The sequence below is a fragment of the Microbacterium sp. H37-C3 genome (assembly GCF_027157935.1).
GTDB lineage: Bacteria > Actinomycetota > Actinomycetes > Actinomycetales > Microbacteriaceae > Microbacterium > Microbacterium plantarum.
This window is the reverse complement of record NZ_JAPVLR010000001.1, coordinates 199,692-222,956: the sequence shown is the minus strand read 5'-3', so window position 1 is coordinate 222,956 and position 23,265 is coordinate 199,692. Positions and strand designations below refer to the sequence as shown.

The 23,265-nt window shown below is 70.8% G+C and carries 15 protein-coding genes; 7 read left to right on the top strand and 8 right to left on the bottom strand.

From position 1 onward, the window contains the following. Positions 1–92: 92 nt before the first annotated feature. The gene (locus O1W71_RS00965) at positions 93–2,999 is read right to left on the bottom strand and encodes a UPF0182 family membrane protein (RefSeq protein WP_269266170.1); all 2,907 of its coding nucleotides are present in this window, start codon (positions 2,997–2,999) and stop codon (positions 93–95) included. 41 nt (positions 3,000–3,040) lie between these two features. Beyond that, positions 3,041–4,165 (bottom strand): YlbL family protein, encoded by a 1,125-nt coding sequence (locus O1W71_RS00960; protein WP_112614896.1) that lies wholly within the window; start codon positions 4,163–4,165, stop codon positions 3,041–3,043. A gap of 125 nt (positions 4,166–4,290) precedes the next feature. Here O1W71_RS00960 and O1W71_RS00955 point away from each other — a divergent pair, with 125 nt between their 5' ends. Next, a complete protein-coding gene (locus O1W71_RS00955) occupies positions 4,291–5,700 on the top strand; it encodes a zinc-dependent metalloprotease (RefSeq protein ID WP_112614898.1) in 1,410 nt (469 codons plus the stop codon). Between the two features lie 747 nt (positions 5,701–6,447). Here O1W71_RS00955 and O1W71_RS00950 read toward each other — a convergent pair. Together O1W71_RS00950 and nudC are read right to left on the bottom strand one after the other, a co-directional pair. Beyond that, positions 6,448–8,217, bottom strand: coding sequence for an ATP-dependent helicase (locus O1W71_RS00950; RefSeq protein ID WP_442923539.1), 1,770 nt, complete (start codon positions 8,215–8,217; stop codon positions 6,448–6,450). Further along, positions 8,199–9,101, bottom strand: a complete 903-nt coding sequence (gene nudC / locus O1W71_RS00945) for an NAD(+) diphosphatase (RefSeq protein ID WP_269266168.1) — start codon at positions 9,099–9,101, stop codon at positions 8,199–8,201. Before nudC ends, O1W71_RS00950 begins: the two co-directional genes overlap by 19 nt. A gap of 65 nt (positions 9,102–9,166) precedes the next feature. On the opposite strand from nudC, the gene O1W71_RS00940 reads away from it, so the two are divergent. After that, the gene (locus tag O1W71_RS00940) at positions 9,167–10,438 is read left to right on the top strand and encodes an aminoglycoside phosphotransferase (RefSeq protein ID WP_114589524.1); all 1,272 of its coding nucleotides are present in this window, start codon (positions 9,167–9,169) and stop codon (positions 10,436–10,438) included. 10 nt (positions 10,439–10,448) lie between these two features. Here the strand turns inward: O1W71_RS00940 and O1W71_RS00935 are convergent, their stop codons facing one another. Both O1W71_RS00935 and O1W71_RS00930 read right to left on the bottom strand, forming a co-directional pair. After that, on the bottom strand, positions 10,449–13,730 hold the full coding sequence (locus O1W71_RS00935) for an ATP-dependent DNA helicase (protein ID WP_269266167.1): 3,282 nt from the start codon (positions 13,728–13,730) through the stop codon (positions 10,449–10,451). Beyond that, entirely contained in the window at positions 13,727–16,798 is a 3,072-nt protein-coding gene (locus O1W71_RS00930) for an ATP-dependent helicase (protein ID WP_269266166.1), read from the bottom strand. The genes O1W71_RS00935 and O1W71_RS00930 overlap by 4 nt, the downstream gene beginning before the upstream one ends. Positions 16,799–16,938: 140 nt before the next feature. On the opposite strand from O1W71_RS00930, the gene O1W71_RS00925 reads away from it, so the two are divergent. Then, on the top strand, positions 16,939–17,163 hold the full coding sequence (locus tag O1W71_RS00925; RefSeq protein WP_064956528.1) for a DUF3107 domain-containing protein: 225 nt from the start codon (positions 16,939–16,941) through the stop codon (positions 17,161–17,163). Between the two features lie 2 nt (positions 17,164–17,165). Then, entirely contained in the window at positions 17,166–17,456 is a 291-nt protein-coding gene (locus O1W71_RS00920) for a hypothetical protein (protein ID WP_114589527.1), read from the top strand. Positions 17,457–17,468: 12 nt separating this feature from the next. Here O1W71_RS00920 and O1W71_RS00915 read toward each other — a convergent pair whose 3' ends face one another. After that, positions 17,469–18,185, bottom strand: coding sequence for a ferritin-like fold-containing protein (locus O1W71_RS00915; RefSeq protein ID WP_023950553.1), 717 nt, complete (start codon positions 18,183–18,185; stop codon positions 17,469–17,471). 130 nt (positions 18,186–18,315) lie between these two features. Between O1W71_RS00915 and O1W71_RS00910 the strand changes: the two genes are divergently transcribed. Further along, the gene (locus tag O1W71_RS00910; protein WP_269266165.1) at positions 18,316–19,770 is read left to right on the top strand and encodes a DEAD/DEAH box helicase; all 1,455 of its coding nucleotides are present in this window, start codon (positions 18,316–18,318) and stop codon (positions 19,768–19,770) included. 30 nt (positions 19,771–19,800) lie between these two features. Here the strand turns inward: O1W71_RS00910 and O1W71_RS00905 are convergent, their stop codons facing one another. Further along, positions 19,801–20,679, bottom strand: coding sequence for a PHP domain-containing protein (locus O1W71_RS00905; RefSeq protein WP_112614912.1), 879 nt, complete (start codon positions 20,677–20,679; stop codon positions 19,801–19,803). A 58-nt stretch (positions 20,680–20,737) separates the two neighbouring features. Between O1W71_RS00905 and O1W71_RS00900 the strand changes: the two genes are divergently transcribed. Together O1W71_RS00900 and O1W71_RS00895 are read left to right on the top strand one after the other, a co-directional pair. Then, on the top strand, positions 20,738–21,757 hold the full coding sequence (locus O1W71_RS00900) for an endonuclease/exonuclease/phosphatase family protein (protein WP_269266164.1): 1,020 nt from the start codon (positions 20,738–20,740) through the stop codon (positions 21,755–21,757). A gap of 39 nt (positions 21,758–21,796) precedes the next feature. Beyond that, entirely contained in the window at positions 21,797–23,233 is a 1,437-nt protein-coding gene (locus O1W71_RS00895; protein WP_269266163.1) for an aminopeptidase P family protein, read from the top strand. Positions 23,234–23,265: the final 32 nt, after the last annotated feature.

Here is a 23,265-nt window from a genome sequence, read left to right as displayed (position 1 = left end):
CGTTCGTGCATTCTCGGCGGTGAGAGGAAGCCGGACACGACGAAGAGAGGGCCCCGACCGAGGTCGGGGCCCTCTCTTCGTTGCAGGTGGGGTCAGTTCTGGCCCTGCTCACCGAGCTCGAGCAGACGCGAGATCGCCTCCGTGAGCTTGGCATCTGCGGCACCGTACGCCGCCCAGTCGGCGTTCTGCATCGCCGTGTTGCGCTCGGCAAGAGCATCGCGCGCCTGGTCGAGCGCCGCCTGGTAGTCCGCGGCCGGAGTCGTCGGCGCCGTTCCGCCGTCGCCGGTGCCCGGAGTCGCCTCGTCGCCGGGGCTGGGCTCGGGAACGACATCCGTGTCTCCGGTGCTCGCACCCGAGTCGCCGCCGAACAGCTTGTCGAGCGCCTCCTGCAGGGTGTCCTCGAAGGCGACCTGGTCGCCGAAGCCGACGAGCACCTTCTGGAGCGTCGGCAGCTTGGTGGCTCCGGACGACTGCACGAAGACGGGCTGGACGTAGAGCAGACCGCCGCCCACGGGCAGTGTCAGCAGGTTGCCGTTGATGACCTCCGACTGACCCTGACGCAGGATGTTCGAGAACGACGACACGACGGGATCGGCGTTGAACGTGTTCTGCACCTGGCCGGGACCCGGAACCGGCGTCTCGGCATTGACCTCGAGCATCCGGAGCTTGCCGTACTCACCGCTGACGACACCAGCTTCGGAACCGGCGTCGGAGTCGACGGACAGGTAGCCCATCAGGACGTTACGAGTGTCCTGACCGCCGGGGATGAACGATGAGAACATCGAGTACGACGGGGCGTCCTGGCCGGGCATCTTCATCGTCAGGTAGTACGGCGGCTGCAGCTGTGTGTCCTGCTGCGGGTCGTTCGGCGTCTTCCAGGCGTTGTCGCGCGAGTAGAACGACTGCGCCGTGTCGACGTGGTAGGTGCCGAGCATGGCGCGCTGCACCTTGAACAGGTCGGTCGGGTACCGCACGTGGCTCATCAGGTCGCCGCTCATGTCGCTGATCGGCTTGAGCGTGTTGGGGTAGACCTTCTGCCAGGCCTGCAGCAGCGGGTCGGTCTCGTCCCACGCGTACAGCGTCACCTCGCCCGAATACGCGTCGACTGTCGCCTTGACCGAGTTGCGGATGTAGTTGATGTTGTCGAGCGCGACACGGGGCTGCGGGTTCGACGAGTCGGAGATCGCGTCGCTGAGGCTGACGATCGACGAGTACGGGTAGTTCGCACTCAGCGTGTAGCCGTCGACGATCCAGACGATGCGTCCGTCGACGACGGACGGGTACGGATCGTTGTCGAGCTCGAGGTAGGGCGCCACCTTCTGCACGCGCGTCGCCGGGTTGCGGTCGTAGAGGATCTGCGAGTCCTCGTTGATGGCGTCCGAGAACAGGATGTCGGTGGACTGGAACTTCAGCGAGTAGATCAGGCGGTGGAAGACGTCGCCGATGGACGGACCACCGTCTCCCTCGAACGTCGTCTTCGTCTGGCTCTCGCCCTCCTGCCCGCGCGGATAGTCGAGCTCGATGGGAGACGACCCCTCGGGCGCCCCGACGATCGAGTACGTGGGCGAGAACTCGCCGAAGTACACGCGCGGCTCGTACTCCTGGCCGTTCGTCAGCTCACCGGATGCCGGGATGCCTCGCTCGACGAAGACCGGGTTGCCGTCGGCCGTGCGCTCATTGCCCTTCGCCGCGACCATGCCGTAACCGTGGGTGTAGACGAGCGTCGTGTTGTACCAGGACGCCGCGTCGCCGAGCTGATTCACGTTGAGCTCGCGGACCGAGACCACGGTGTCCTGCGACTGCCCGTCAATCTCGTAGCGGTCGACGTCGAGCGGCTCGGCGAACTGGTAGTACGAGCGGTACTGCTCGATCTGCCGCACCGTCGGTCCGATGATCGCGGGGTCCATGATGCGGATCGAAGCGGTCGTGTCGGCATCGGCCCGCAGCTGACCCGGCTCGACGTCGGTCACGGCCTGGAAGTCGGTCTTCTCGAGGCCGGAGATGCCGTAGGCCGCCTTCGTGCCCTCGATGTTGCGCTCGTAGTACTGCGACTCGAGGGTCAGCTGGTTCGGCCGCACCTGCACGTTGTTGACGAACCACGGGTAGGCGACGCCGACGACGAGCGAGGTGACGACCAGGAGGCCGGTGCCGATGAGCGGGAAGCGCCAGCGGCCGATGATCGCGGTGACGAAGAACAGCACCGCCACGATCGCGGCGGCGATCGCGAGGATCGTCTGCCCCGGGATGACGGCGTTGACGTCCACGTACCCGGCCCCGGTGATGCGGTCATTCGGGGTGACCAGCGTGCGATAACGGTCGATCCAGATGCTCACGCCCTGCACCAGAAGGTAGATGCCGGCGATGACGGCGAGCTGGATGCGCGCCGACTTCGAGATCCGCAGCTCGCGCTGGCCGACGCGGACCGAGCCGTAGAGGTACGACACGAGGGCGGTGACCAGGAGGCACACGATGACGATCGCCGACACGAAGCCCACGGCCGCCGAGAGGAACGGCAGCGTGAAGAGGTAGAAGCCGGTGTCGAGCCCGAACTGCGGATCGGTGGTGCCGGTGGTGCCGCCGTTGAGCCAGAGGGCCACCGTCTCCCACTGCGCCGAAGCGGCGAAGCCGGCGAAGAAGCCGAAGAAGGTCGGGATGCCCCACATGCCCAGACGACGCAGCGGCTCGACGACCTCCTGATAGCGGTCGAGCTGCGAGCTCAGGCGGGCATAGACGGGCCGCAACCGGTAGGCGAGCTGGATCGAGAGCCAGACGGGCACCGCCATCGCGACGAAGCCGACGACGAACATGATCGCGCGGGCGGTCCACTGAGTCACCAGGACACCGTCGAAGCCGAGCTGACGGAACCACAGCCAATCGGCGTAGAGGCTCGCGAAGATGAAGAAGGCCACCACCACGGCCGCGATGACGGCGAGGGTGATGCCGACGGCGCGGCGGGATCTGCTGGGTGTGGCCGGGTTCGGCGCTGAGGTCGTGGTCACCCCTCCATCCTAGGCGCCGCCCGCTGGGGGGACGCCGAGCCTCAGCCCGCGGTGCAGGTCGGAAGAGCGTCGAGATCGCCGCCCGTGCTGACGGTCTCGACCACCGAAAGGGCGTCGTCGAGGTCCGCGACGGAGAACACGCGGAGGCCATCAGGGATGTGACCCACGACCTCGTTGCAGTTGCGCTCCGGGGCGAGGAACCACTCGGCTCCGGCATCCTTGGCGCCGTACAGCTTCTGCCGGATACCGCCGATCGGGCCCACGGTGCCCGTCGCATCGATCGTGCCGGTCCCGGCGAAACGCTCCCCGCCGGTCAGCTCTCCGGGGGTGAGCGTGTCGATGATGCCGAGGGCGAACATCATGCCCGCACTCGGGCCGCCGACGTTGTCGAGCTGAAGCGTCACGTCGATCGGGAAGTCGAAGTCCTGCGCGATCGTGACGCCGATGACCCACCGGGTCTCGCCGTCGACCGTCATCTGCTTCGGGGTGACCTCGACCGACAGCCGCTCGCCCGCGCGATCGACCTCGAGCGTGAGGGGGCGTCCGCCCGCGGCGTTCACGGCGTCTCGCAGAGCCGCCGTGGTCGCGACGGACTCCCCGTCGACCGAGCGGATGACGTCGTCGGGCTCGAGGAGACCGGCCGCCGGCGAGTCGTCGGCGAGCTGGAAGACACGGACGAGCGACGTGACGTCGTACCCGAGTTCGGAGAGGGCGGCGGCGGTGGCCTCCTTCTGGGAGTCCACCATCAGCGCGGCGTTCTCGTCGTTGCGCTGCTCGGTCGTCACGCCCGCGGGGAAGATCTCGTCGATGGGCACGACCGCGCGGGCCGGATCGAACCAGGCGGCCGCCAGCTCCAGCCACGAGGGCGTGCGCTCGCGGTTTCCCAGAACCTCGACCGTGAGCAGGTCGAGCGAGCCCGACGTCGGGAACGTCTCCGCACCCGACACGCTGATGAGAGGGCGCTGCTCGCCGTCGCCGGCGGCCACGGAACCGAGCGTGTCGTAGACCGGCCCGGGGCGCTGGATCACGAAGGACGTCGGCACGACGGTGAGGATGAGCAGTGCGATGAGGGAGAAGGACACCGCCCACAGACCCGCGAGTGAGGCGCGGCTCATGCGGCGGCGCCGGGGCGCGGGTGCGGGTGCGTTCTCGTCGAAAAGTGACACGTGCTGCTTTCTGGTCCCGGTCGTTCGCGACCGGCGAAAGCGAACGAGGTCCGTTCGCGCCGTGCGACGAGGTCGTGCGGCTAGCGTAGAACGCGAGCTGACCGCCCTGCTGAAAGGCGCCTGACATGGCTGATGACGACCGCTCTCCCGAGGACGAGTTCCAGGAGCTGCTCCGCAGCCTGCTGGGCCAGGGCGGCACGCTCGGGCCCGAGCAGCTCGAACGCCTGTCGGCAATGGGCGTCGACCCCGCGATGCTGCAGCAGATGGTGCAGCATCTCCAGGGCGCTTTCGCCGCGGGCGGCGACGGCGGCGTCGACTGGAGCGCGACGCGGACGCAGGCGCTGCACCTGGCCAATAAGGACGGTCACGGCATCAGCGCAGGCGACAAGCAGGACTTCTCCGAGGCGTTCGCGCTGGCCACGCTGTGGCTGAGCGAGGCGACCACGATCTCGGATCTGGCCACGCCGCCGCGAGCCCTCACCCGCGGGGCCTGGGTCGAAGCGACCCTCCCGGTCTGGCAGGAGCTCGCCGAGCCGGTCGCAACCTCGGTCGCCGACGCGCTGACCGCGGCCCTGGAATCGCAGGCTCCGGAAGACATGCAGGGCATGATCGCCGGCGCTGGTCGCCTGATGCGGACGGTCGGCGGCTCGCTCTTCGCCGCGCAGCTGGGCGCGGTCGTCGGAAAGCTGTCACTCGAAGTCGTCTCCGGCGGCGACGTCGGCATCCCCGTCATGCCGGACGGCGAAGCCGCGATCCTGCCCCAGAACTTCGCCGACTTCGGTCGCGACCTGGGCATCGACGACGAGCAGCTCGCTCTCTCCCTCGCCACCCGCGAGCTCGCCCACGCTCGGCTCTTCCGACACGCCCGCTGGTTGCGCCTGCACGTGATCTCGCAGGTGACGGACTTCGCACGCGGCATCCACGTCGACACCGACGCCCTCGAGGAGTTGGCCTCGCGCTTCGATCCTTCTCAGCCCGAGGAACTCCGCCAGGCGCTCGAGAGCGGCGTGCTCCTCCCCCAGCGATCCGAGGCCCAGTCCGCCGCGCTCACGCGCCTCGAGCACCTGCTCGCCACGATCGAGGGCTGGGTGGACGTCGTGTCCGCGGACGCGACGACGCGTCTTCCCGCCGCGGACCGCATTGCTGAGGCTGTGCGTCGTCGCCGTGCCGTCGGCGGGCCCGCCGAACAGGCGATGGCGTCGCTGGTCGGACTCGAGCTGCGGCCGCGTCGCCTGCGCGAGGCGGCGGCGATGTGGCGCGCGATCACGGATGCCGTCGGGCGCGACGCCCGCGACAGCCTGTGGGACTACCCGGACCTCATGCCGGCGCCCGCCGATGTCGACGATCCGTCGGCTCTCATCGCGCGTCTGCAGGCGCGGGCACGCGGCGAGGCACCCGAACGCGACGAGATGGACGACGCGCTGGACGCGCTGCTGGCCTCCGCGGCCGAGGGCGACGATTCGACGCACGAAGCCCCGGAAGAGGATCGGACGCGGCGGGACGACGACGGACCCGGCGGGCCTTCGCCCGTCTGAGCGGCCTCGTCTCCTCCCCACTCCTTCTTCGTCAGTCCGACGCGACGCTTCCTGTGGAGACCGCCCCCGGGACCACGGCCCGAGCCGAGAATCGAGGCATGATCCGTCTCGCGCCCTCCGCTGCGCCGCTGTGGCGCTCCCCCACCGCCGTGCAGCTCGGCCACGAGCCGGGAAGCATCGTGCTGGAGCCGGTCGAATCGTGGCACGAGCGCCTGCTGCACGCGCTGGTGACCGGCATCCCCGACGAGCTCTTCGACACGATCGCTCGAGAAGGCGGCGCGAACCCGGCTCAGATCGAACTCCTGCGCGAGTCGCTGGGTCCCGTGCTGGTTCGGCCCCGGCCCCCCGTGTCCGTCACCGTGTCCTTCGGCGACGAGGTCGCGGCCGCAGATCGGGCCGCGGTGGACCAAGCGTTCGCGGCGGCCGGTGCACGGCTGCGGGCGTCAGCGAACCCGGACTCCACCGGTGTCGTCATCCTCGTCGCCTCCCGGCTGGTCGAGCCACGCCGGGCCGCATCCCTCGTGGCCCGCGACATCCCGCATCTCGCCCTCGAGCTCGCCGGCGACCAGGTCACCGTGGGGCCGCTCGTCGTTCCCGGTCGCACCGGATGTCTGGCGTGCCTTCACGAACACCGTCGCGCTCAGGATGCCGCGTGGCCGGTGCTTGCCGCGCAGCTGCTCGCCCGGCCCTGTTCTCCCACCGAGCCCGCCGCCATCGCCGCGGCATGCGCCACGGCGATGCGTCTGATCAGCGCGCCGGTGACGGAGCGGACCCGCTCGCTGACCGTGCTGGCGTCGACCGCCGAGGCGGCGTGGCGCGACCACGAACCTCATCCAGCGTGCTGGTGCCGATCTCCCGGACGAAGCGCGACACCTGGCGTTCATACCGTCCCGACGCCCGGGCCCACGACATCGTCAGCGTGCGCGCTGCCCGCGTGACCCCCACGTAGGTCAGGCGCCGTTCCTCGTCGATCTGCTCGAAGGTCGTGGCGTAAGCGATGGGCAGCAGTCCCTCCGCCAGGCCGACGAGGTGAACGTGGTCCCACTCCAGCCCTTTCGCGGCGTGCAGCGTCGACAGCGTCACCGTGCGGGTCGGGATCTCGTGCTGGTCCTTCGCGCGCACCTGGAGCTCGTCGGTGAAGGCCCGCATCGTGGTGCCCGCCGGCGCTTCTTCGGCGAGACGGAGCAGCGCCGCGCGCGCCTCCCAGGCATCACGGAGCGGCCCGCCCGCCGGCGGCGGCTCGTCTGTCAGCCCGAGCGAACGCAGGATCGAGCGGACGTCTGCGACGAGGTCGCCCGACGACGGGGCGACCGACGCGCCCCGCAGCGCCATGACGGCCTGACGCACCTCGGGGATGTCGAAGAAGCGCTTCCCTCCGAGCACCGCCGCGGCGATGCCGCGCCGAGCCAGGGCCGCCAGGAGTGGTGCGGATTGCGCGTTGACGCGGTACAGGACGGCGACGTCGCGCGGATCGATGCCCCGAGCGATCTGGTCGGCGACTGCTTCCGCCACGCCGTCGGCTTCCGCGCTGTCGTCGGCGAACGCACGGATCGTCGGGCGGGGATGGTCGGGTGTCGCCCGGTTCGCGGTGAGCTCGAGCGCGCCGGGACGACCCCGCATGAGCGAGTTCGCCACGGCGACGACGCCGGCCTCTGATCGATAGTTCCGCTCGAGTCGCAGCACGCGCGCATCGGGATGGCGCACCCCGAAGTCCAGTAGATACGACGGGTCGGCACCGGCGAAGGAGTAGATCGTCTGGCTCGCGTCGCCCACGACGCAGAGATCGCGGCGCTCACCGAGCCAGAGCTCGAGCAGCCGGTGCTGGACGGGTGAGACGTCCTGGAACTCGTCGACCGTGAAATGCCGGTACTGTTCGCGAACCTCGGCGGCGACACGCGGCTCGGCTTCGAGCATTCCCGCGCAGGCGAGGAGGACGTCTTCGAAGTCGAGCTGCCGGCGCTCGTCCTTGAGCTGCTCGTAAGCGCGCTGCAGCGCGACGACGGCGTCCAGCGAGAGAGACCCCACCGGCTCGGGACGATCGAGCGCATAGCGTTCGATAGAGCGCATCGTGATCTTCCGCCACTCGATGCGTGTCGCGACATCGCGAAGCACCGCCGGGTCCGGATCGACGCCGATGGTGTCGGCAGCCTGAGCGAGCAGCCGTACCTTGCTGCCGAGGATCGTGGGGGCCGCGTCACCGGCGAGCTGCGGCCAGAAGTAGTTCAGCTGCGCGAGGGCGGCGGCGTGGAAGGTTCGGGCGGCCACGCCTCCGACGCCGAGCGCCCGGAGGCGGCCCCGCATCTCGCCCGCGGCCTTGGCGGTGAAGGTCACCGCCATCACCCGGCTCGGCGAGTACGCCCCGGTCTCGACGCCATGGGCTATCCGGTGCGTGATGACCCGGGTCTTGCCCGACCCGGCGCCCGCGAGGACGCAGACGGGGCCACGCAACGCCGACGCGGCCTCGCGCTGTTGTTCGTCGAGGCCGGCGAGCGAGTCGCTCACGCCGGGTCCCCGCACCAGTCCGCGATGAGCCGACGGGCGATCGAGGCGGTGCCGGGAAGATTCACCGGCCCGGCGCCGGCGAGCGAACTGCGGATCTCCTCGCGGTCGAACCATCGCACGGCGACGATCTCCTCGCCGTCCGGCCGGGCCGCCGGTGCATCTGCTGCTACGGCGTGGAACCCGAGCATCAGCGAGCGCGGATAAGGCCACGCCTGCGAGCCTCGATAGACGAGATCGTCGACGACCACGCCCGCTTCTTCGGCCACCTCGCGGCGGATGGCCGTCTCGAGTGACTCACCCGCTTCAACGAACCCCGCGAAGGTGGAGAACCGGTTGTCCACGGCCCAGGCCGCGTTCTGCCCGAGCAGCAGTCGCTCGTCGCGAACGTCGCGAACCGCGACGATCACCGCGGGATCCGTCCGTGGAAACTGTTCACGACCGCACCCGCTGCACGCGCGGGACCACCCCGCCGACCGCAGCCGTGCGGGGGAACCGCAGCGCGGGCAGAACCGGAAATCCGAGAACCAGCGTCCGAGGGCCACAGCAGTCACGAACGCACCCGCGTCCTCGTCGACCAGGTCGCCCCCCGACATCCGCAGCGACGCCCACGCGCCCGCGTCATCGCCGTCGACCGGCGACGCGACAGCCGCGACGAGCCGCGCCGAACCGTCGACGGCACGTCCGAGGAAGCCCCATTCGATGGCGTCCCCGGCCTCTTCGACGGCCGCGGGCTCGTCCCAGACGAGTCGGTTCCCCCGAACACGGGCACGGTCACCGTGTATCTGCACGACGCGGGTCGCCGGGTCGGCACGAAGACGATCGATGAGCGTCTCATCGGAGCGCTCTTCCGGTGACGGTTCGAAGACGGACCGGGCCAGCGCCGGCGGCTGCATTCGCATCTCGGGGACCTCTCTCGCGGGCGTGGCGCGTCGGCCTGCGCGGCCGCCCGACCTACCCTGATGGCATGGCTCGCTCTCCCTTCACTCTAGCCGCGTCCGTCAGTTCGGCTCTCCCCGGGGCTGCCGTCGTGAATGCCGCGGAGCTCACCGAGCGCGCCGAGGGCCGATACGACAGCGCCCTGGTGACCCTCGAGGACGGCCGGAGAGTCGTCGTGCGCGTGCCGGTCGACGTCGACGCCGACCTCGAACTCGTCGCCGACACCCGCGCGCTGCGCGCCCTGACGCCGGGTGTGCGCGGCCTGCTTCCCTTCGAGGCCCCCGCGGTTCTCGGCACAGCCCGGATGGGCGGGTTCACCGCGGTCGTGCAGGATTACGTCCCCGGCTACCGTGTCGAAGCGGGCCACATTCCGCCGGGCCGCGGCGCGGCCTGGTCGCTCGGCTCGGCCATAGCGCGCGTCCACGCCCTCCCCCACGCGGTCGCGCGCGACGCCGGCCTGCGTATCCGCACGAGCGCCGACGTGCGCCAAGACGCCGAACGTCTGCTCGACCGCGCCGAGGCCACCGGCTCGCTGCCTTTCGGTCTCCTCCGACGCTGGAGCACGGCACTCGGCGAGGACCGTCTCTGGCGCTTCGAGGCGACGGTCACGCTGGGCGGGGTCGACCCGGGCCGCTTCGTCCTGAGTGACACCGCCGCCGGCCCCACTGTCACGGGTCTTCTCGCCTGGCACGGTCTCGGCGTCGGCGACCCTGCCGAGGACCTCCGCTGGCTCGCTTCGGCTCCGGATGCCCGCGACGACGTGCTCGCCGCCTACGCCGAGGCCGCGCACCACACGCCCGACGCCGCTCTCGCTGCGCGCTCGCGTCTGTACGCGGAGCTCGAGTTCGCGCGGTGGCTCGCACACGGCCACGAGACCGGTGCTGCCCGGGTCGTGGAGGATGCCGTCGCGCTGCTGAACGCGCTCGACGAGGGCGTGCGCGACGAGCCTCTCCTGCCGGAGGACTACAGCACCGTCGACGACGCGCTCGAGCTGCTCGGCCGCACGCCGGCTGCGGTGGCTGCCGGCGACACCTCCATGCAGACCGACACCTACGACCCGGCACTTCTGGCGGCGTACCTTGCCGACCAGGACACCGCTGAGCAGGCCGACATCGAAACGGTTCCGATCGACCTATCCGACTGGACGCCCGACGGCGCCTCGAGCGACCGGCGCGGGGACACCGGTGCCGCACCGACCGTCACGCCGACCTCTGCGACAGGACAGCAGGAGGACGGCGACGATCCCGACCACGCGGAAGCCGCGCGCAACGCGTTGCGGCGCTGGTCCACCGCCGACTGACGAGTCGCGCTCAGCCCCGCAGGACGAGGTCGTCGGCCACGTAGAACAGCGCGACATCGATCTCGGATTCGGGAATGCCGTGGCGGATCGAGTACGCCCGGCGATAGAGCTCGAGCTGAAGCATCCGCTCGGACCGCTCCGCCGGTGTTCGCGGCGGTCGCCCCGTCTTCCAGTCGACGATCTCGATGCGCCCATCTCGGTCGGCACGGCGGTAGACCGCGTCGAGCTTGCAGATGATGACGTGCGGGTGGCCGTCGCCCAGCATCCGGTCGTCGGCGAAGTCGATCTCGGTCTCGACCTCGATCGGCTGCAGCTCGGCCCATTCAGAGCGCAGGAAGTTCTCCTGCAGACGGCTCAGATCGTCGTCCGCGCCACCGCCCGAGTCATCGGCGGGGTCATCGACCTCCCACAGCGGCGCATCGGGTTGCGGCCCCCGTGCGGTGAGACCGGACCGCTGCTCGACCCAGGCGTGGAAGCGCGTACCCAGCCGCGTCTCACGGTATGGACGCTCCGGCATCGGCCGCAGAGTCGCCTCCACGGCGGAGTCGTAATCGGCGGCGAAGTCTTTGAAGCGCGACGCGGGGATGCGGGTGGGGGCGACCCGTCGGACGCCTCCGGCCCTCTCCTCACGTTCCGCCAGCAAGAGGGCGAGGTCGCGCTCGGGCTGATCCCGCCCGCCCGCGTCGCAGGCGTCGCGCACACGCTGCGCAGCCGCCTCGACCCGCGCGCGCCGCGCGCCCAGGGGATCCAGCGGCCACTGCATCGTCTGACGACGATCGAGGTAGGGGTTCTCCCCCGGTTCGGCATCGGCGAGGTCGTGTTCGAGCGCGGTCGCGATCTCGCGCAGGAACGGGCTCGGACCGCGGGGGTTGCGAGTGCCCGACCACGGTGACCCACTGAGCAGAAGCGCGTCGCGAGCGCGGGTCACGGCGACATATGCCAGACGACGCTCCTCTTCGCGCTGTCGATCGGCGTTGTCTTCGGCGAACTTCGCGAACGCCGCCTTGAGGTCCTGCTGGCTCGGCGCCACGTGCGCCTCCCACCCGAGGTCGGGCAGCCAGCGCGCATCACCCCGGAAGGCGTACGGCAAGACCCCGAATCCGAGCCACCCTTGCTTGTCGCGCGGCCGAGCGGGGAGTTCGTCGGCGACGACCCGGCCGACGGCGACAGCATCCCACTCCAGTCCCTTCGATCCGTGGATCGTGAGGATCTGCACGACGTCATCCTCGGGGGGCTCGGTGCGCGGGGCGAACTCGTCCTGCCGCTCGGCGTGGTCGAGCCAGGCGAGCAGGCTCGGCAGCGATCCCGACTCATCGGTCGCGAGGAAACCCTGCAGCTCGTCGACGAAGGCACGCAGCTGATCCGAGGCGACCCGAGCGGGGCCCCGGCTCTCGTTCGCGGCGAGTTCGACGTCGAGGCGCAGTTCCGCCTCGATCAGTCGCACGAGTTCCGGGATGGGCATCGACGACGCGCGCCGCAGCCCGGCGAACGTGGCCGCCGCCTCGCGGAGACGCTCACGGCCGGGTGCGCTGAAGTCAGCCAGCCAACCGTGATCGGGGCCGACGCGCACGAAGAAGTCGAGCGCGTCGATCAGCGACGCGTTCTCTTCCGTCGTGTGCTCAGCCGCCAGCGGCTGCAACCCGACGTCGGAACGCGCGAGTCGGCGCCCGAGCTCAGCGAGCGAACGCAGGTCGCGAAGACCGATCGACCAGCGCGGCCCGCCGAGCAGTCGGAGCAATGCCGACCCTGCCGTCGGATCGCTGATGACACGCAGGGCCGAGACGACGTCGACGACCTCGGGGGTGCTCAGCAGCCCGCCCAGTCCGAGGATGCGATGCGGGATGCCGCGCCGCGCGAGGGCGTCGGCGAAGCGCACCATGTGCTTCTTGCTGCGCAGCAGGATCGCCGCGCTCGTGGGAAGACCGCGCCGCTGCCGGTCCGCTCTCACTTCCTCGAACCATGCCGCGACGCGCTCGGTCTCGGCGTCGAGATCGGTCTCGAAGACGATGTCGACCCCGCCTGCGGGGGCGTTCGGCCGCGGCCGCAGCCGGTCGACCGGCACCGGCGATCGCTGGGCGAGGGGGGCGAGCACGGCGTTGGCGGCATCCAGGATGCGCTCGCTGTTCCGCCAGCTCGTCGCGAGCGAGTACCTGCCCGAGCCGCCGTCGGGCGCGAAGGCGGCCGCGAAGTCGCCCAGGTTGCCGGCGCTCGCGCCGCGCCAGCCGTAGATCGACTGGTGCGGGTCGCCGACCGCCATCACCGCCGTACCGGCGAACACGGCGCTCAACAGCTCGGTCTGGACGACGGAAGTGTCCTGATACTCGTCGAGGAGGACGACGGGATACCGCGCGCGGAGGTCGGCGGAGACGGTTGCGTGGGCACGGACGATCGTCAGAGCCCCGGCCACCTGGTCGGAGAAGTCGATGACACCCGAGCGGAGCTTGCGACGCTGGTACTCCACCGCGAGGTCGGCGAGCAGCGGCAGGCCCGACACCTGCTCCGCCGCCCGCGCGACATCGGCGTAGACGGTCGTGCCGCTGCGGGTCGACGGGCGTTCCAGGACATCCTGGAACGCCGCCCCGAAACGCGCGAGCTCGTCGAAGTCGACGAGGTTGTCGACGCCGTCGCGCGCGATGCGGAGAGCCCCGTCGATGATGCTGCGAAGCGCGTTCTCCCGCGTCTCGAGACGCTCGTCATCCGACTCGAGCACGACGCGCCGCATCAGCAGCCACGCGGCGGATTCGCTGAGCACGGCCGCCTCGGGATCGCGCCCGATGCGCACCGCGTTCTCGCGCACGATGCCGTCGGCGAAGCTGTTGTAGGTCGACACCGTCGGGCGCTCGAGCAGCGAGTCCGTCGCGGGTCCGAGCGTACGCGCACCGGTGTCGTCGACGAGGCGGCGCTGCGCGGCGTGACGTCGCGCGCCGCCCGGGTCGCCCGCTCGCTCGAGTTCGCCGAAGACGTCCAGTGCTCCCCGTCGGTGCAGTGCGTCGAGATGCGGCAGCAGGCCCGCGTCCTCGAACTCCGCGAGGCGATCGAGTCGCCGCCGGATGCGTTCGCTCAGCTCGCCTGCCGCCTTACGGGTAAAGGTGAGGCCGAGGATGCCGGAGCGCGGGACGTGTCCGTTCGCGACGAGCCACACGACGCGGCCCGCCATCGTCTCGGTCTTGCCGCTGCCGGCGCCGGCGACGACGAGCGCCGGCGCGAGCGGCGCGGCGATCACCGCGCTCTGCTCCGGGGTCGGTGGGAACTGACCGAGGGCGGACGCCAGGGCTGCAGGCGAGACGATCATGTCGCACTCACCGCCGCGATCGTGTGGATGCGGCAGAGTCCGAACGAATGATCGTCCCGGCAATGCTCCTCGAACGGAGCCTCGAAGCTGCTCCCGGCCATGACGCGTGCGGCGCCGCGCACGCGGCCGAGAAAGGCGACGCGCTCGTCGTCGCCGAAGGGCGGCTGGCGAGGCGCGGCGTAGTCCTTCGTCGCGGCCGTCGGTCGCAGCACGAGCAGCATCGCACCCCCGGGCGGCAGGCCCGCGGCCGCGGGGATCGCACCGTGCTCGTGTGCGAGCTGGTACGCCGCGAGCTGCGCGTGATGGGTCACGGCACGGTCGGTCTGCGGCTCGCGCTTCCCGGTCTTGAGATCGACGATGACGACGCTGCCGTCGGCACGCAGCTCCACGCGATCGACCGCGCCGCTGAGGACGATGCGCCCGTCGGCGTCGTCATGGGCGAGCTCCACCTCGAAACGCGGCTCGGCCCCCAGCAGACGGCCGCCGTCGCGTTCGAAATCCCGGAGATAGCGGGCGAGCCGTCGCACGAGATCACGGGCGCGCATCCGTTCCGCGCGCTCGCGCCAGGCGGACTCGAACTCCAGCTCGCTCCACCGCGCCGACACGGCCTGCCAGAGCGACTCTTCGTCGGGAGACGCGATCTCGAGGGCGCTGTGCACGATCGTGCCGATACCGGCTGTGGCGCTCGACGCGTCACCGCCGAGGTCGGCGATCACCCAGTTCAGCTGACACTCCTCGAGGGTCTCGAGGCGTGAGGGCGAGACGCGGATCGTCTCGACCTCGCGGTCGCGCAGCGGCGCCGTCGTGGTCGGCGGACGGATGCCGAACCACTCGTCGGGATCGGCGCCCGCGACACCCGCATCGGCCAGGAGCGCGAGCTGCCCGGCCGCGCGTCGGCGGTCGTTCTCCGCGGTGCGCGGATCCGTGAGGGCACGTCGGTGCCGTGCGACGAGACCGCGCAGGGTCAGCGGGTGCGCCGCCTCCGGCGGGGCCCCTTCCGCCTCGGGCAGCAACTCGAAGAACGGACTCGGTCCCGTGTCGTCGTCATCGACGGCCGTGACCACGACGAGCTCGCGCGCTCGCGAGACCGCACGCGCGAAAAGCCGCAGCTCGTCGTGCAGGACACCGCGACGGCGATCGAGCGCGTCCGCGACCGCGGGGTCGTCGAAGGGCAGTCGCCAGGTGTCGAGCAGGCCGCCGCGCACGCGAAGGTTCGGCCAGATGCCCTCCTGAACCCCGGCCACCACGACGGTGTCGAACTCGGTGCCCAGAGCCGCGGCCGGTGTCAGCACCCGCACCGCTCCGCTCACCGGCGGCGGAACGAATCGGTCGTCGCCGACGTCTGCGTCGAGGATGCCCCGCAGGAAGACGACGGGGGTCGTGCCGTCCTCGCGCTCGCCGTGGCGTTTGGCGGCTTGGAACAGGGCGACGACCGCGTCGAGATCTCGATCCGCCTGCGCGGCCAGCGGCCCATGGCCGCGAGCGGCTTCGCGCAGGGCTCGTTCCCGGCCTGACCCCTCCCACGACGCCCAGAGCAGCTCGTGTGCCGTCGCACCGTCGGCGATGAGGTCGGCGACGGTCCTCAGAGTGTCCGCAACACGCGCCGCCCGACGCGCCTCACGCAGATCGAGCAGTGCGAGCTCGGCGGGGTGGAGCATCGCCGAGCGCAGCAGCTCCCACGCCGACACCGGCTCGCCCTCGCGCGGCGGGAACGCCTGACGGAGCGCAGACCGGAGCCGGCGCTGGTCGACGGCGTCGAGCCCGGCGCCGGAGAGTGCGGCGATGACCTCGTCGCGCTCCCAGGTCTCGCCCGGACGTGCCGCCAGATCGACGAGCCGCAGCAGGTCGCGGACGACGGGCGATTCCCCGAGCGAGGTACCAGTGCCGGAGGTCGCCGTCGGGACGTCGCGCGCAGCCAGTTCGGCCTCCAGCGCCGTGACCTGACGACTGTCGTGGGCGATGACCGCGCACTCCTCCCAAGGGACACCGTGGTGCACGTGCCGCTCGCGAAGCAGCCGCGCCACGGCGTCGAACTCCTCCGAGCGCGATCGCAGCGCCAGCGCCCGGACACCGACCATGGGAGCATCCGGTTCTGGAGCCCGTCGATGCGCCACCAGCCCGACCGCGCCGATGCGGGCGGTGATGGCGGAGACGAGCGGGGCGTGGCGGGCCTCGGCCCGGTGGACCGTGTCGAGCACGACGACGTCGCGGCCCGCGGCGAGACGGGCGAAGTTCTCGGGCGTCGCGCCTCGGAACGCACCGGAGCCGACATCGGGGTCACCGAACGCAACGACGGCGATGTCGCGAGCGCGACAAGCCTGGAGGAGGTCGACGCCGCCGGCGGTCAGCTCCTGCGCGTCGTCGACGAGCACGACCCGCAGCTGCGGGATCCCCCGATGGGAGACGATCTCGACCGCCTCACGGATGAGCCCGGCTGCGTCACGGTGGGCGCCGCGCATGGCGTCGCGGACCGCGAAGTACTCGGACATGAAGGACGCCGCGGCCCGCCAGGCCGGTCGCCCCTCGCGAAGGGCGCGGGCGGCGAGAGCGCTCGGGTCGATGCCCGAGGCCGTGCACTCCGCGATGAAAGCGCGCAGTTCGGCGCGGAAGCCGCGCGAGTCGCGCACGTGCGCGGGAAGCTCGTCCGGCCACCGCGACCGCCCGTCGCGCTCGTCCTCCGCGTCGCCGTCGAGAAGGTCGCGGATGATCGCGTCCTCGTCGCCGCCCGTCAGCAGACGCGGCGGTTCGACGCCGCGTCTGACCGCTTCGGCACGCACGATCTGGAAGGCGAAGGCCGGAACCGACCGGGCCAGGGGGCCGGCCGTCGCCACGCCGACGGCGACGGCGAGGTCGTCGCGCAGGTCCGTGGCCGCCTGGCGCGTGGCCGTCAGGACGACGAGCGCGTCGGGGTCGAGTCCGTCGACGACCAGCCGTCGCACCCGTTCGACGATGGTCCGCGTCTTACCTGTGCCCGGCGCGCCGACGACGACGGCGCTCGCCTGGGCCGGGAGCTCGAGCGCGAGCGACTGCGCGGCGTCGGGCACGACGCCGACGGAGACCTGACCCATGTCTTCCACGCTAACCGGCACCGCCGACACCGGTTCGCCGTCTGCGTTCGCCCAGGGCGTGACCCGGCCGGCATCCCGGTCCGACCGGTGTCGTAGAGTCGAAGAGCGCCCGACGCACGGGCGCGGAGGAGGATGTATCCGTGGAGATCCGTATCGGCATCGCGAACACCGGCCGCGAGCTCAGCCTCGAATCCAACGAGTCGGCGGACGCCGTTCGGGCGACCGTTTCCGAGGCCCTCACCTCCGGCGCTCCCTTCGTCGAGCTCAGCGACGCGAAGGGCAGCTCCTACATCGTGCCGACCGCGGGCATCGCATTCGTCGAGGTCGGCACCGACCAGACCCGCCGCGTGGGCTTCGTGGCCTGACCGTGCAGATCGTCCTGGCGCTGATCATGGGCGCCGCGATCGGCCTCGCCGCCGAGTTCGCGATTCGCGGGCGCGAGGCCCGTGGTGCCGCGCTCGCGCCTGTTCTCGGCGCCGTCATCGGCGGCGTCGCGTGGGCAGTGATGACCTGGGCCGGTCTCGCGGTCGACAACCCCGTCATCTGGGTCGTCGCCATAGTGACTCCGGCTGTGCTGGTGCCCGCTGTCCTCCTGCTGCTGACGCGCTCGCGGGCCCGGACGGATGCCGCGGAGCGCCGTCGCCTCCGGATCGGCTGACCGCCCGAGGCGTCAGGCCTCGAGGCCCATCGCGGCCATGCGGCGCGAATGAGCGGCCATCACGTCGGCGTAGGTGGGCTCGACCCTCTTCTCGTCCGCGGGCTGCAGCGATGTCGACCGCAGCGCCGCCCGGGCGATCAGCAGCGTGTCCCCGACGAGGCGGCGGCCCCAGAGCGACAGCAGTCCCCGCCACTGCTCGTCCGCGGCGATCGCATCGGTGATGATTCGCACCAGAGCACTGCGATCGTCGTGCGCCCGCAGGATGACGGCGACCTGCCGGCCGGTGTCGCCGTAGCTCGCCGACAGCGCGAGGTAGAAGTCGTCGAGCATGCCGGCCGTCAGGTGCACCGAGAGCATCGTCTCGAGTGGCCGTGCGCCGTGCGTCGCGCGGCGGAAGGCATCGAGCGGCTCACGGAAGGGCAGCATCAGCTCGAGCGGGTCGGCGCCGCGATCGCGGATCACGCCGACGAGCTCGCGGTGCTTGAGCAGGGCCGTGCCCGCCGCCAACGACAGCGACTCCTTCTGCGACAGCTCGGGTGTCGAGGCGATCAGGTCGCTCAGCGTCTCGAAGTAGCCGAGCTGCAGATACGCGGCCTGACCGAGGAAGGTGTCGACATCGGGAGCGAGCTCCTCGAAATCGACGCGACGGACATCCCCGTAGTCGCCTCGGGATCGCAGCCGCAGGGTGCGACCGACAGGACGCTTGCGCTTGAAGAACCAGCTCACCACGGGTCCAGCCTAGGGTCGCGGTAGGCTGGATGCGCCCCGGCATCGGACCGGGGCCCCGCGCCTGTGGCTGAGTGAAGGGCGTGGACCCACATCACCGGCGGCTTCTCACCGCCAGACAGGCACGTCACCCATGACCACATTCGCTGACCTCGGCGTCGACCAGGACATCGTCGACGCCCTCGCCGACAAAGGCATCGTCGACGCCTTCCCCATCCAGGAGCAGACGATCCCGCTGGGCCTGCCCGGCCAGGACATCATCGGCCAGGCCAAGACCGGCACCGGCAAGACCTTCGGTTTCGGCATCCCCGTCGTGCAGCGCCTGGGTCTCGATCCCGCGCCCGGCGTGAAGGCCCTCATCGTCGTCCCCACCCGCGAGCTCGCCGTCCAGGTGTTCGAGGACATGGACATGCTCACCCGCAACCGGTCCACGAGTGTCGTGGCGATCTACGGCGGAAAGGCCTACGAGGGCCAGATTGACCAGCTGAAGGCCGGAGCGCAGATCGTCGTCGGCACCCCGGGCCGCCTGATCGACCTCGCGGGCCAGCGTCTGCTCGACCTGTCCAACGCGACGGAGGTCGTGCTGGACGAGGCCGACAAGATGCTCGACCTCGGCTTCCTCCCCGACATCGAGAAGATCTTCCAGAAGGTCGCTCCCGTCCGTCACACGATGCTCTACTCGGCGACGATGCCGGGACCGATCGTCGCGCTGGCGCGCCGGTTCATGTCGAACCCGATCCACATCCGCGCGACCGACCCCGACGAGGGCCTGACCCAGGCGAACATCAAGCACCTCGTCTACCGCGCGCACTCGCTCGATAAGGACGAGGTCATCGCCCGCATCCTCCAGGCCGAAGGCCGCGGCAAGACCGTCATCTTCACGCGCACCAAGCGCGCGGCCCAGAAGCTCGTCGACGAGCTGAACGACCGCGGCTTCAACGCCGGCGCGGTCCACGGCGACATGAGCCAGGAAGCGCGGGAGCGCTCGATGGCCGGGTTCAAGGCCGGCAAGAAGGACGTCCTGATCGCGACCGACGTCGCCGCGCGCGGCATCGACGTCGACGACGTCACCCACGTCATCAACCACACCATCCCCGACGACGAGAAGACATACCTGCACCGCGCGGGCCGCACCGGTCGCGCCGGCCGCACCGGCATCGCGGTCACCTTCGTCGATTGGGAAGACCTGCACAAGTGGGCCCTCATCAACCGAGCGCTCGAATTCGGTCAGCCCGAGCCCGTCGAGACCTACTCGTCGAGCCCGCACCTCTTCGAGGACCTGAACATCCCCGCGGGAACCAAGGGACGCCTCCGCAAGCTGCCCACGACGCAGAGCGTCAAGACGGTCTCGACGGAATCGTCCGACGGCGATGCGAAGCGTCCCCGTCGCCGCCGCTCGCGCGGCTCGGGCGACGGTGCGGCGGCCGCTGAGGGCTCGGCGGCCGCGTCGACGGATGCCGGGACGGGCACGCACGATGGTGGCGGATCCGAGCACCGCGATGGCAAGACCTCCCCCCGCCGGCGTCGCCGTCGTCGTGGCGGATCGGGATCCGGCGCGGCAGGCTCGACCGCTCCCGCCGCAGGCTGATACGGCCATCTCACGCGCAACGGCGCCCGACTACGCGTAGACGGGCGCCGTTCCGCTTGCCCGGGCGATGATGCGCGCGACCATGTCATCGTCGGTCGTGTTCTCACCGGGCTGATTCGGCTTGCCGAGACCGTGGTAGTCGCTCGATCCCGTCACGATGAGGTCGAGCTCTGCGGCGAGAGCACGCAGGACGCGCTTGCCGTCCGCTGTGTTCTCGCGGTGCCCGACCTCGAAGCCCGCGAGGCCGTGGGCGACGAGCTCGCGGAGCACCGCGGGCGGCATCATCCGCTCACGTCCGCTCGGCGACGGATGCGCGAGGATCGGCACTCCCCCGGCGGCGACAACGAGCTCCACCGCGGTGACGGGGTCGGGAGCGTAGTGCGGCGTGAAATGCCCCTGACTGGGGTGCAGGATGCCGGCGAACGCCGCCGCGCGATCGACGGCGAGGCCGCGCGCGACGAGAGCGTCGGCGATGTGGGGCCGTCCCACCGTGGCGCCGGCACCGGTCTGCGCGAGCACGTCGTCCCACGTCAGGTCGTGCGAACGGGCGATGCTGCGGACGATCCGTTCGGCCCGGCCGATGCGGTCCTCGCGGATGCGCTCCATCTCCGCGCGCAACCGCGGATGGTCGGGATCGAAGAGGTACGCGAGCAGGTGCACGGTTCGCCACTCGTGGCGGGCGCTGAGTTCCATACCCGGGAGGAAGGTCATGTCGAGCGACGCCGTGGCCTCAGCCGCTTCGGCCCAGCCGGCCGTCGTGTCGTGGTCGGTGAGCGCCATCGTTCGCACACCCGCACGGTGGGCGGCTTGCACGACTCCGGCAGGAGGCTCCGTCCCGTCGGAGCGGACCGAGTGCAGATGCAGATCGCTGGGGCCGTGGAAGCCGTGCGCGCGCTCTGCCGTACCCATCCTCCACAGCGTAGCCGTGCCCGGCGATCGTCCAGGCTCGCTCTCTTAGAGTCGAGGCGTGAAGCGCGTGTTCGGAGCCCTCGTGGTGGCCCTGTTCGCAGCGGCGGCCATCGTGGCCACCTGGCCGGAGCTTCTCCGCCTCGAACGCCAGTTCCCGTTCGCGCAGGCGGTCGCGCTGCGTCCGTTCCTGATCGGCGCCTTCGTCGCGATCGCCCTGATCTTCCTCGTCCTCTCGCTCGGCCGCCGCATCCGTGCCTTCTGCCTGTGGGTCGTGCTCGTCTCCGTGGTCGTCGCCATCGGCGGCGCGGGAACCCTGGCGGTGAGGGGGCTCGGCGCGGAGACGCTGCCGCCGAAGACGGAGGACAGCATCCGCGTCATGACCTGGAACACCGCCGGTCCCGCCACCGATGCGCAGACCATCGCCGAGACCGCCGTGGCGATGCAGGCCGACATCGTGGCGCTGCCCGAGACGACGATGGACACCGGACGCGCGGTCGCGGTGGCGATGCGCGAGCGCGGGCGCCCGATGTGGGCGCACGTCGACAGCTACGAGGGGCCGGACAGCTGGGACGCGAACTCGACGGCCCTGCTGATCTCACCCGAGCTCGGCGACTACGCGGTCATCGAGTCCGAGGCAGCCGGTACGTCCAACACCACCATCGTCCCGAGCGCCGTCGCCATGCCCGTCGACGGCGACGGCCCCGTGGTGGTGGCGGTACACGCGGTCGCCCCACGGCCGGAGGAGATGGCGAGCTGGCGCAGCGACCTCCAGTGGCTGGCCGACCAGTGCGCCACGGACGATGTCATCATGGCCGGCGACTTCAACGCAACGCTCGATCACATGGCGCGTCTCGGCGTCGACGACGCCGATCTGGGTCGCTGCCACGACGCCGCCCGGTCCACCGGCAATGGCGGTATCGGAACCTGGCCGACCGACCTGCCGGCTCCGCTCGGAGCGCCGATCGACCACGTCATGGCAACCGCGTCCTGGAAGCCCGAAGGCTCGGTCGTCATCTCCTCGCTCGATCATTCCGGCAGCGACCATCGCCCGCTGGTCGTGCAGTACACGCGGCGCTGAACCGTCGCGGCGGCCGCCTCCGGGTGCGAGACTGGAGGCATGACCACGAGCGAGACCGAGACGACCGCAACCGACACGATCGGAACCGCGACCGCCGAGACCGAAGCGCCCGCCGAGAACACCAACCGGCGTCAGCCGTTCCCGCAGGGGTTCCTCGACACGATCTCCGAGGGCTGGGGATCGCGGCCCGAGACGACGACGCCGCCCCGCGACGCGGCGCGCTTCGCCGCCGCTCGCCGCGAACGGCTCTCACGCGAGTTCCGCGGTCGGCGCCTCGTCATCCCCGCGGGCTCTCTCAAGCAGCGCTCGAACGACACCGACTACCCCTTCCGCGCGCACTCCGCGTTCTCGCATCTGACGGGCTGGGGCAGCGACGCCGTACCCGACTCGGTGCTCGTCTTCGAGCCCACCGCCGAGGGACACGATGTCACCCTGTACCTCCGCGACCGAGCCGATCGCACCACGGCCGAGTTCTACGCCGACGCCTCGGTCGGCGAGTTCTGGATCGGACCGCGCCCGGCGCTCGCCGACGTCGCCGCCGATCTCGGTGTTGCGACCGCGCATCTCGCGGATGTCGAGCTACGCGCCGATGACCTGGTCGTCGAAGCAGATCCCGACCTGACGCGGGCCGTGTCCGAGCTGCGGCTGACGAAGGACGAGTACGAGATCGAGCAGATGCGTCTCGCTGTCGCGGCGACCGCACGTGGCTTCGACGACATCGTGGCCGACCTCCCCCGCATCATCGCCACCCCCCGGGGCGAGCGCGTCGTCGAGGGCGTGTTCCACCTGCGCGCGCGCACGGATGGCAACGGCGAGGGCTACGACACGATTGCCGCCTCCGGGCCTCACGCCTGCTACCTGCACTGGACGCGCAACGACGGGCCCGTGGTGCCCGGCGACCTCATCCTCGTCGATGCCGGCGTCGAGGTCGACAGCCTCTACACCGCCGACATCACGCGCACGCTGCCCGTGTCGGGACGCTTCACCGAGATCCAGCGCCGCATCTACGAGACCGTTCGCGAGGCGGCCGACACCGCGTTCGCCGCTGCCCGGCCCGGTGTGACGTTCCGCTCGATCCACGAGGCCGCCATGACGGTCATCGCCGCCCGCGTCGCGGAGTGGGGTCTGCTCCCCGTCACGGCGGACGAGGCGCTCGACGCCGACCGGGGCGGCCAGCACCGGCGCTACATGGTCCACGGCACGAGCCACCACCTCGGGATCGACGTGCACGACTGCGCGCAGGCGCGCCGTGAGATGTACTACGACGGCATCCTCGAGCCCGGCATGGTGTTCACGATCGAGCCCGGTCTGTACTTCCAGATCGACGATCTCACCGTGCCCGAGGAGTACCGCGGTATCGGGGTCCGGATCGAGGACGACATCCTCATGACCGAGAGCGGACCCGTCAACCTCTCTGCGGACATCCCGCGCACAGCTGACGAGGTCGAAACCTGGATCGCACGCGCGACCTCGTGACCGATCGGTTCTCGCCGCCGCCCGCTCAGACG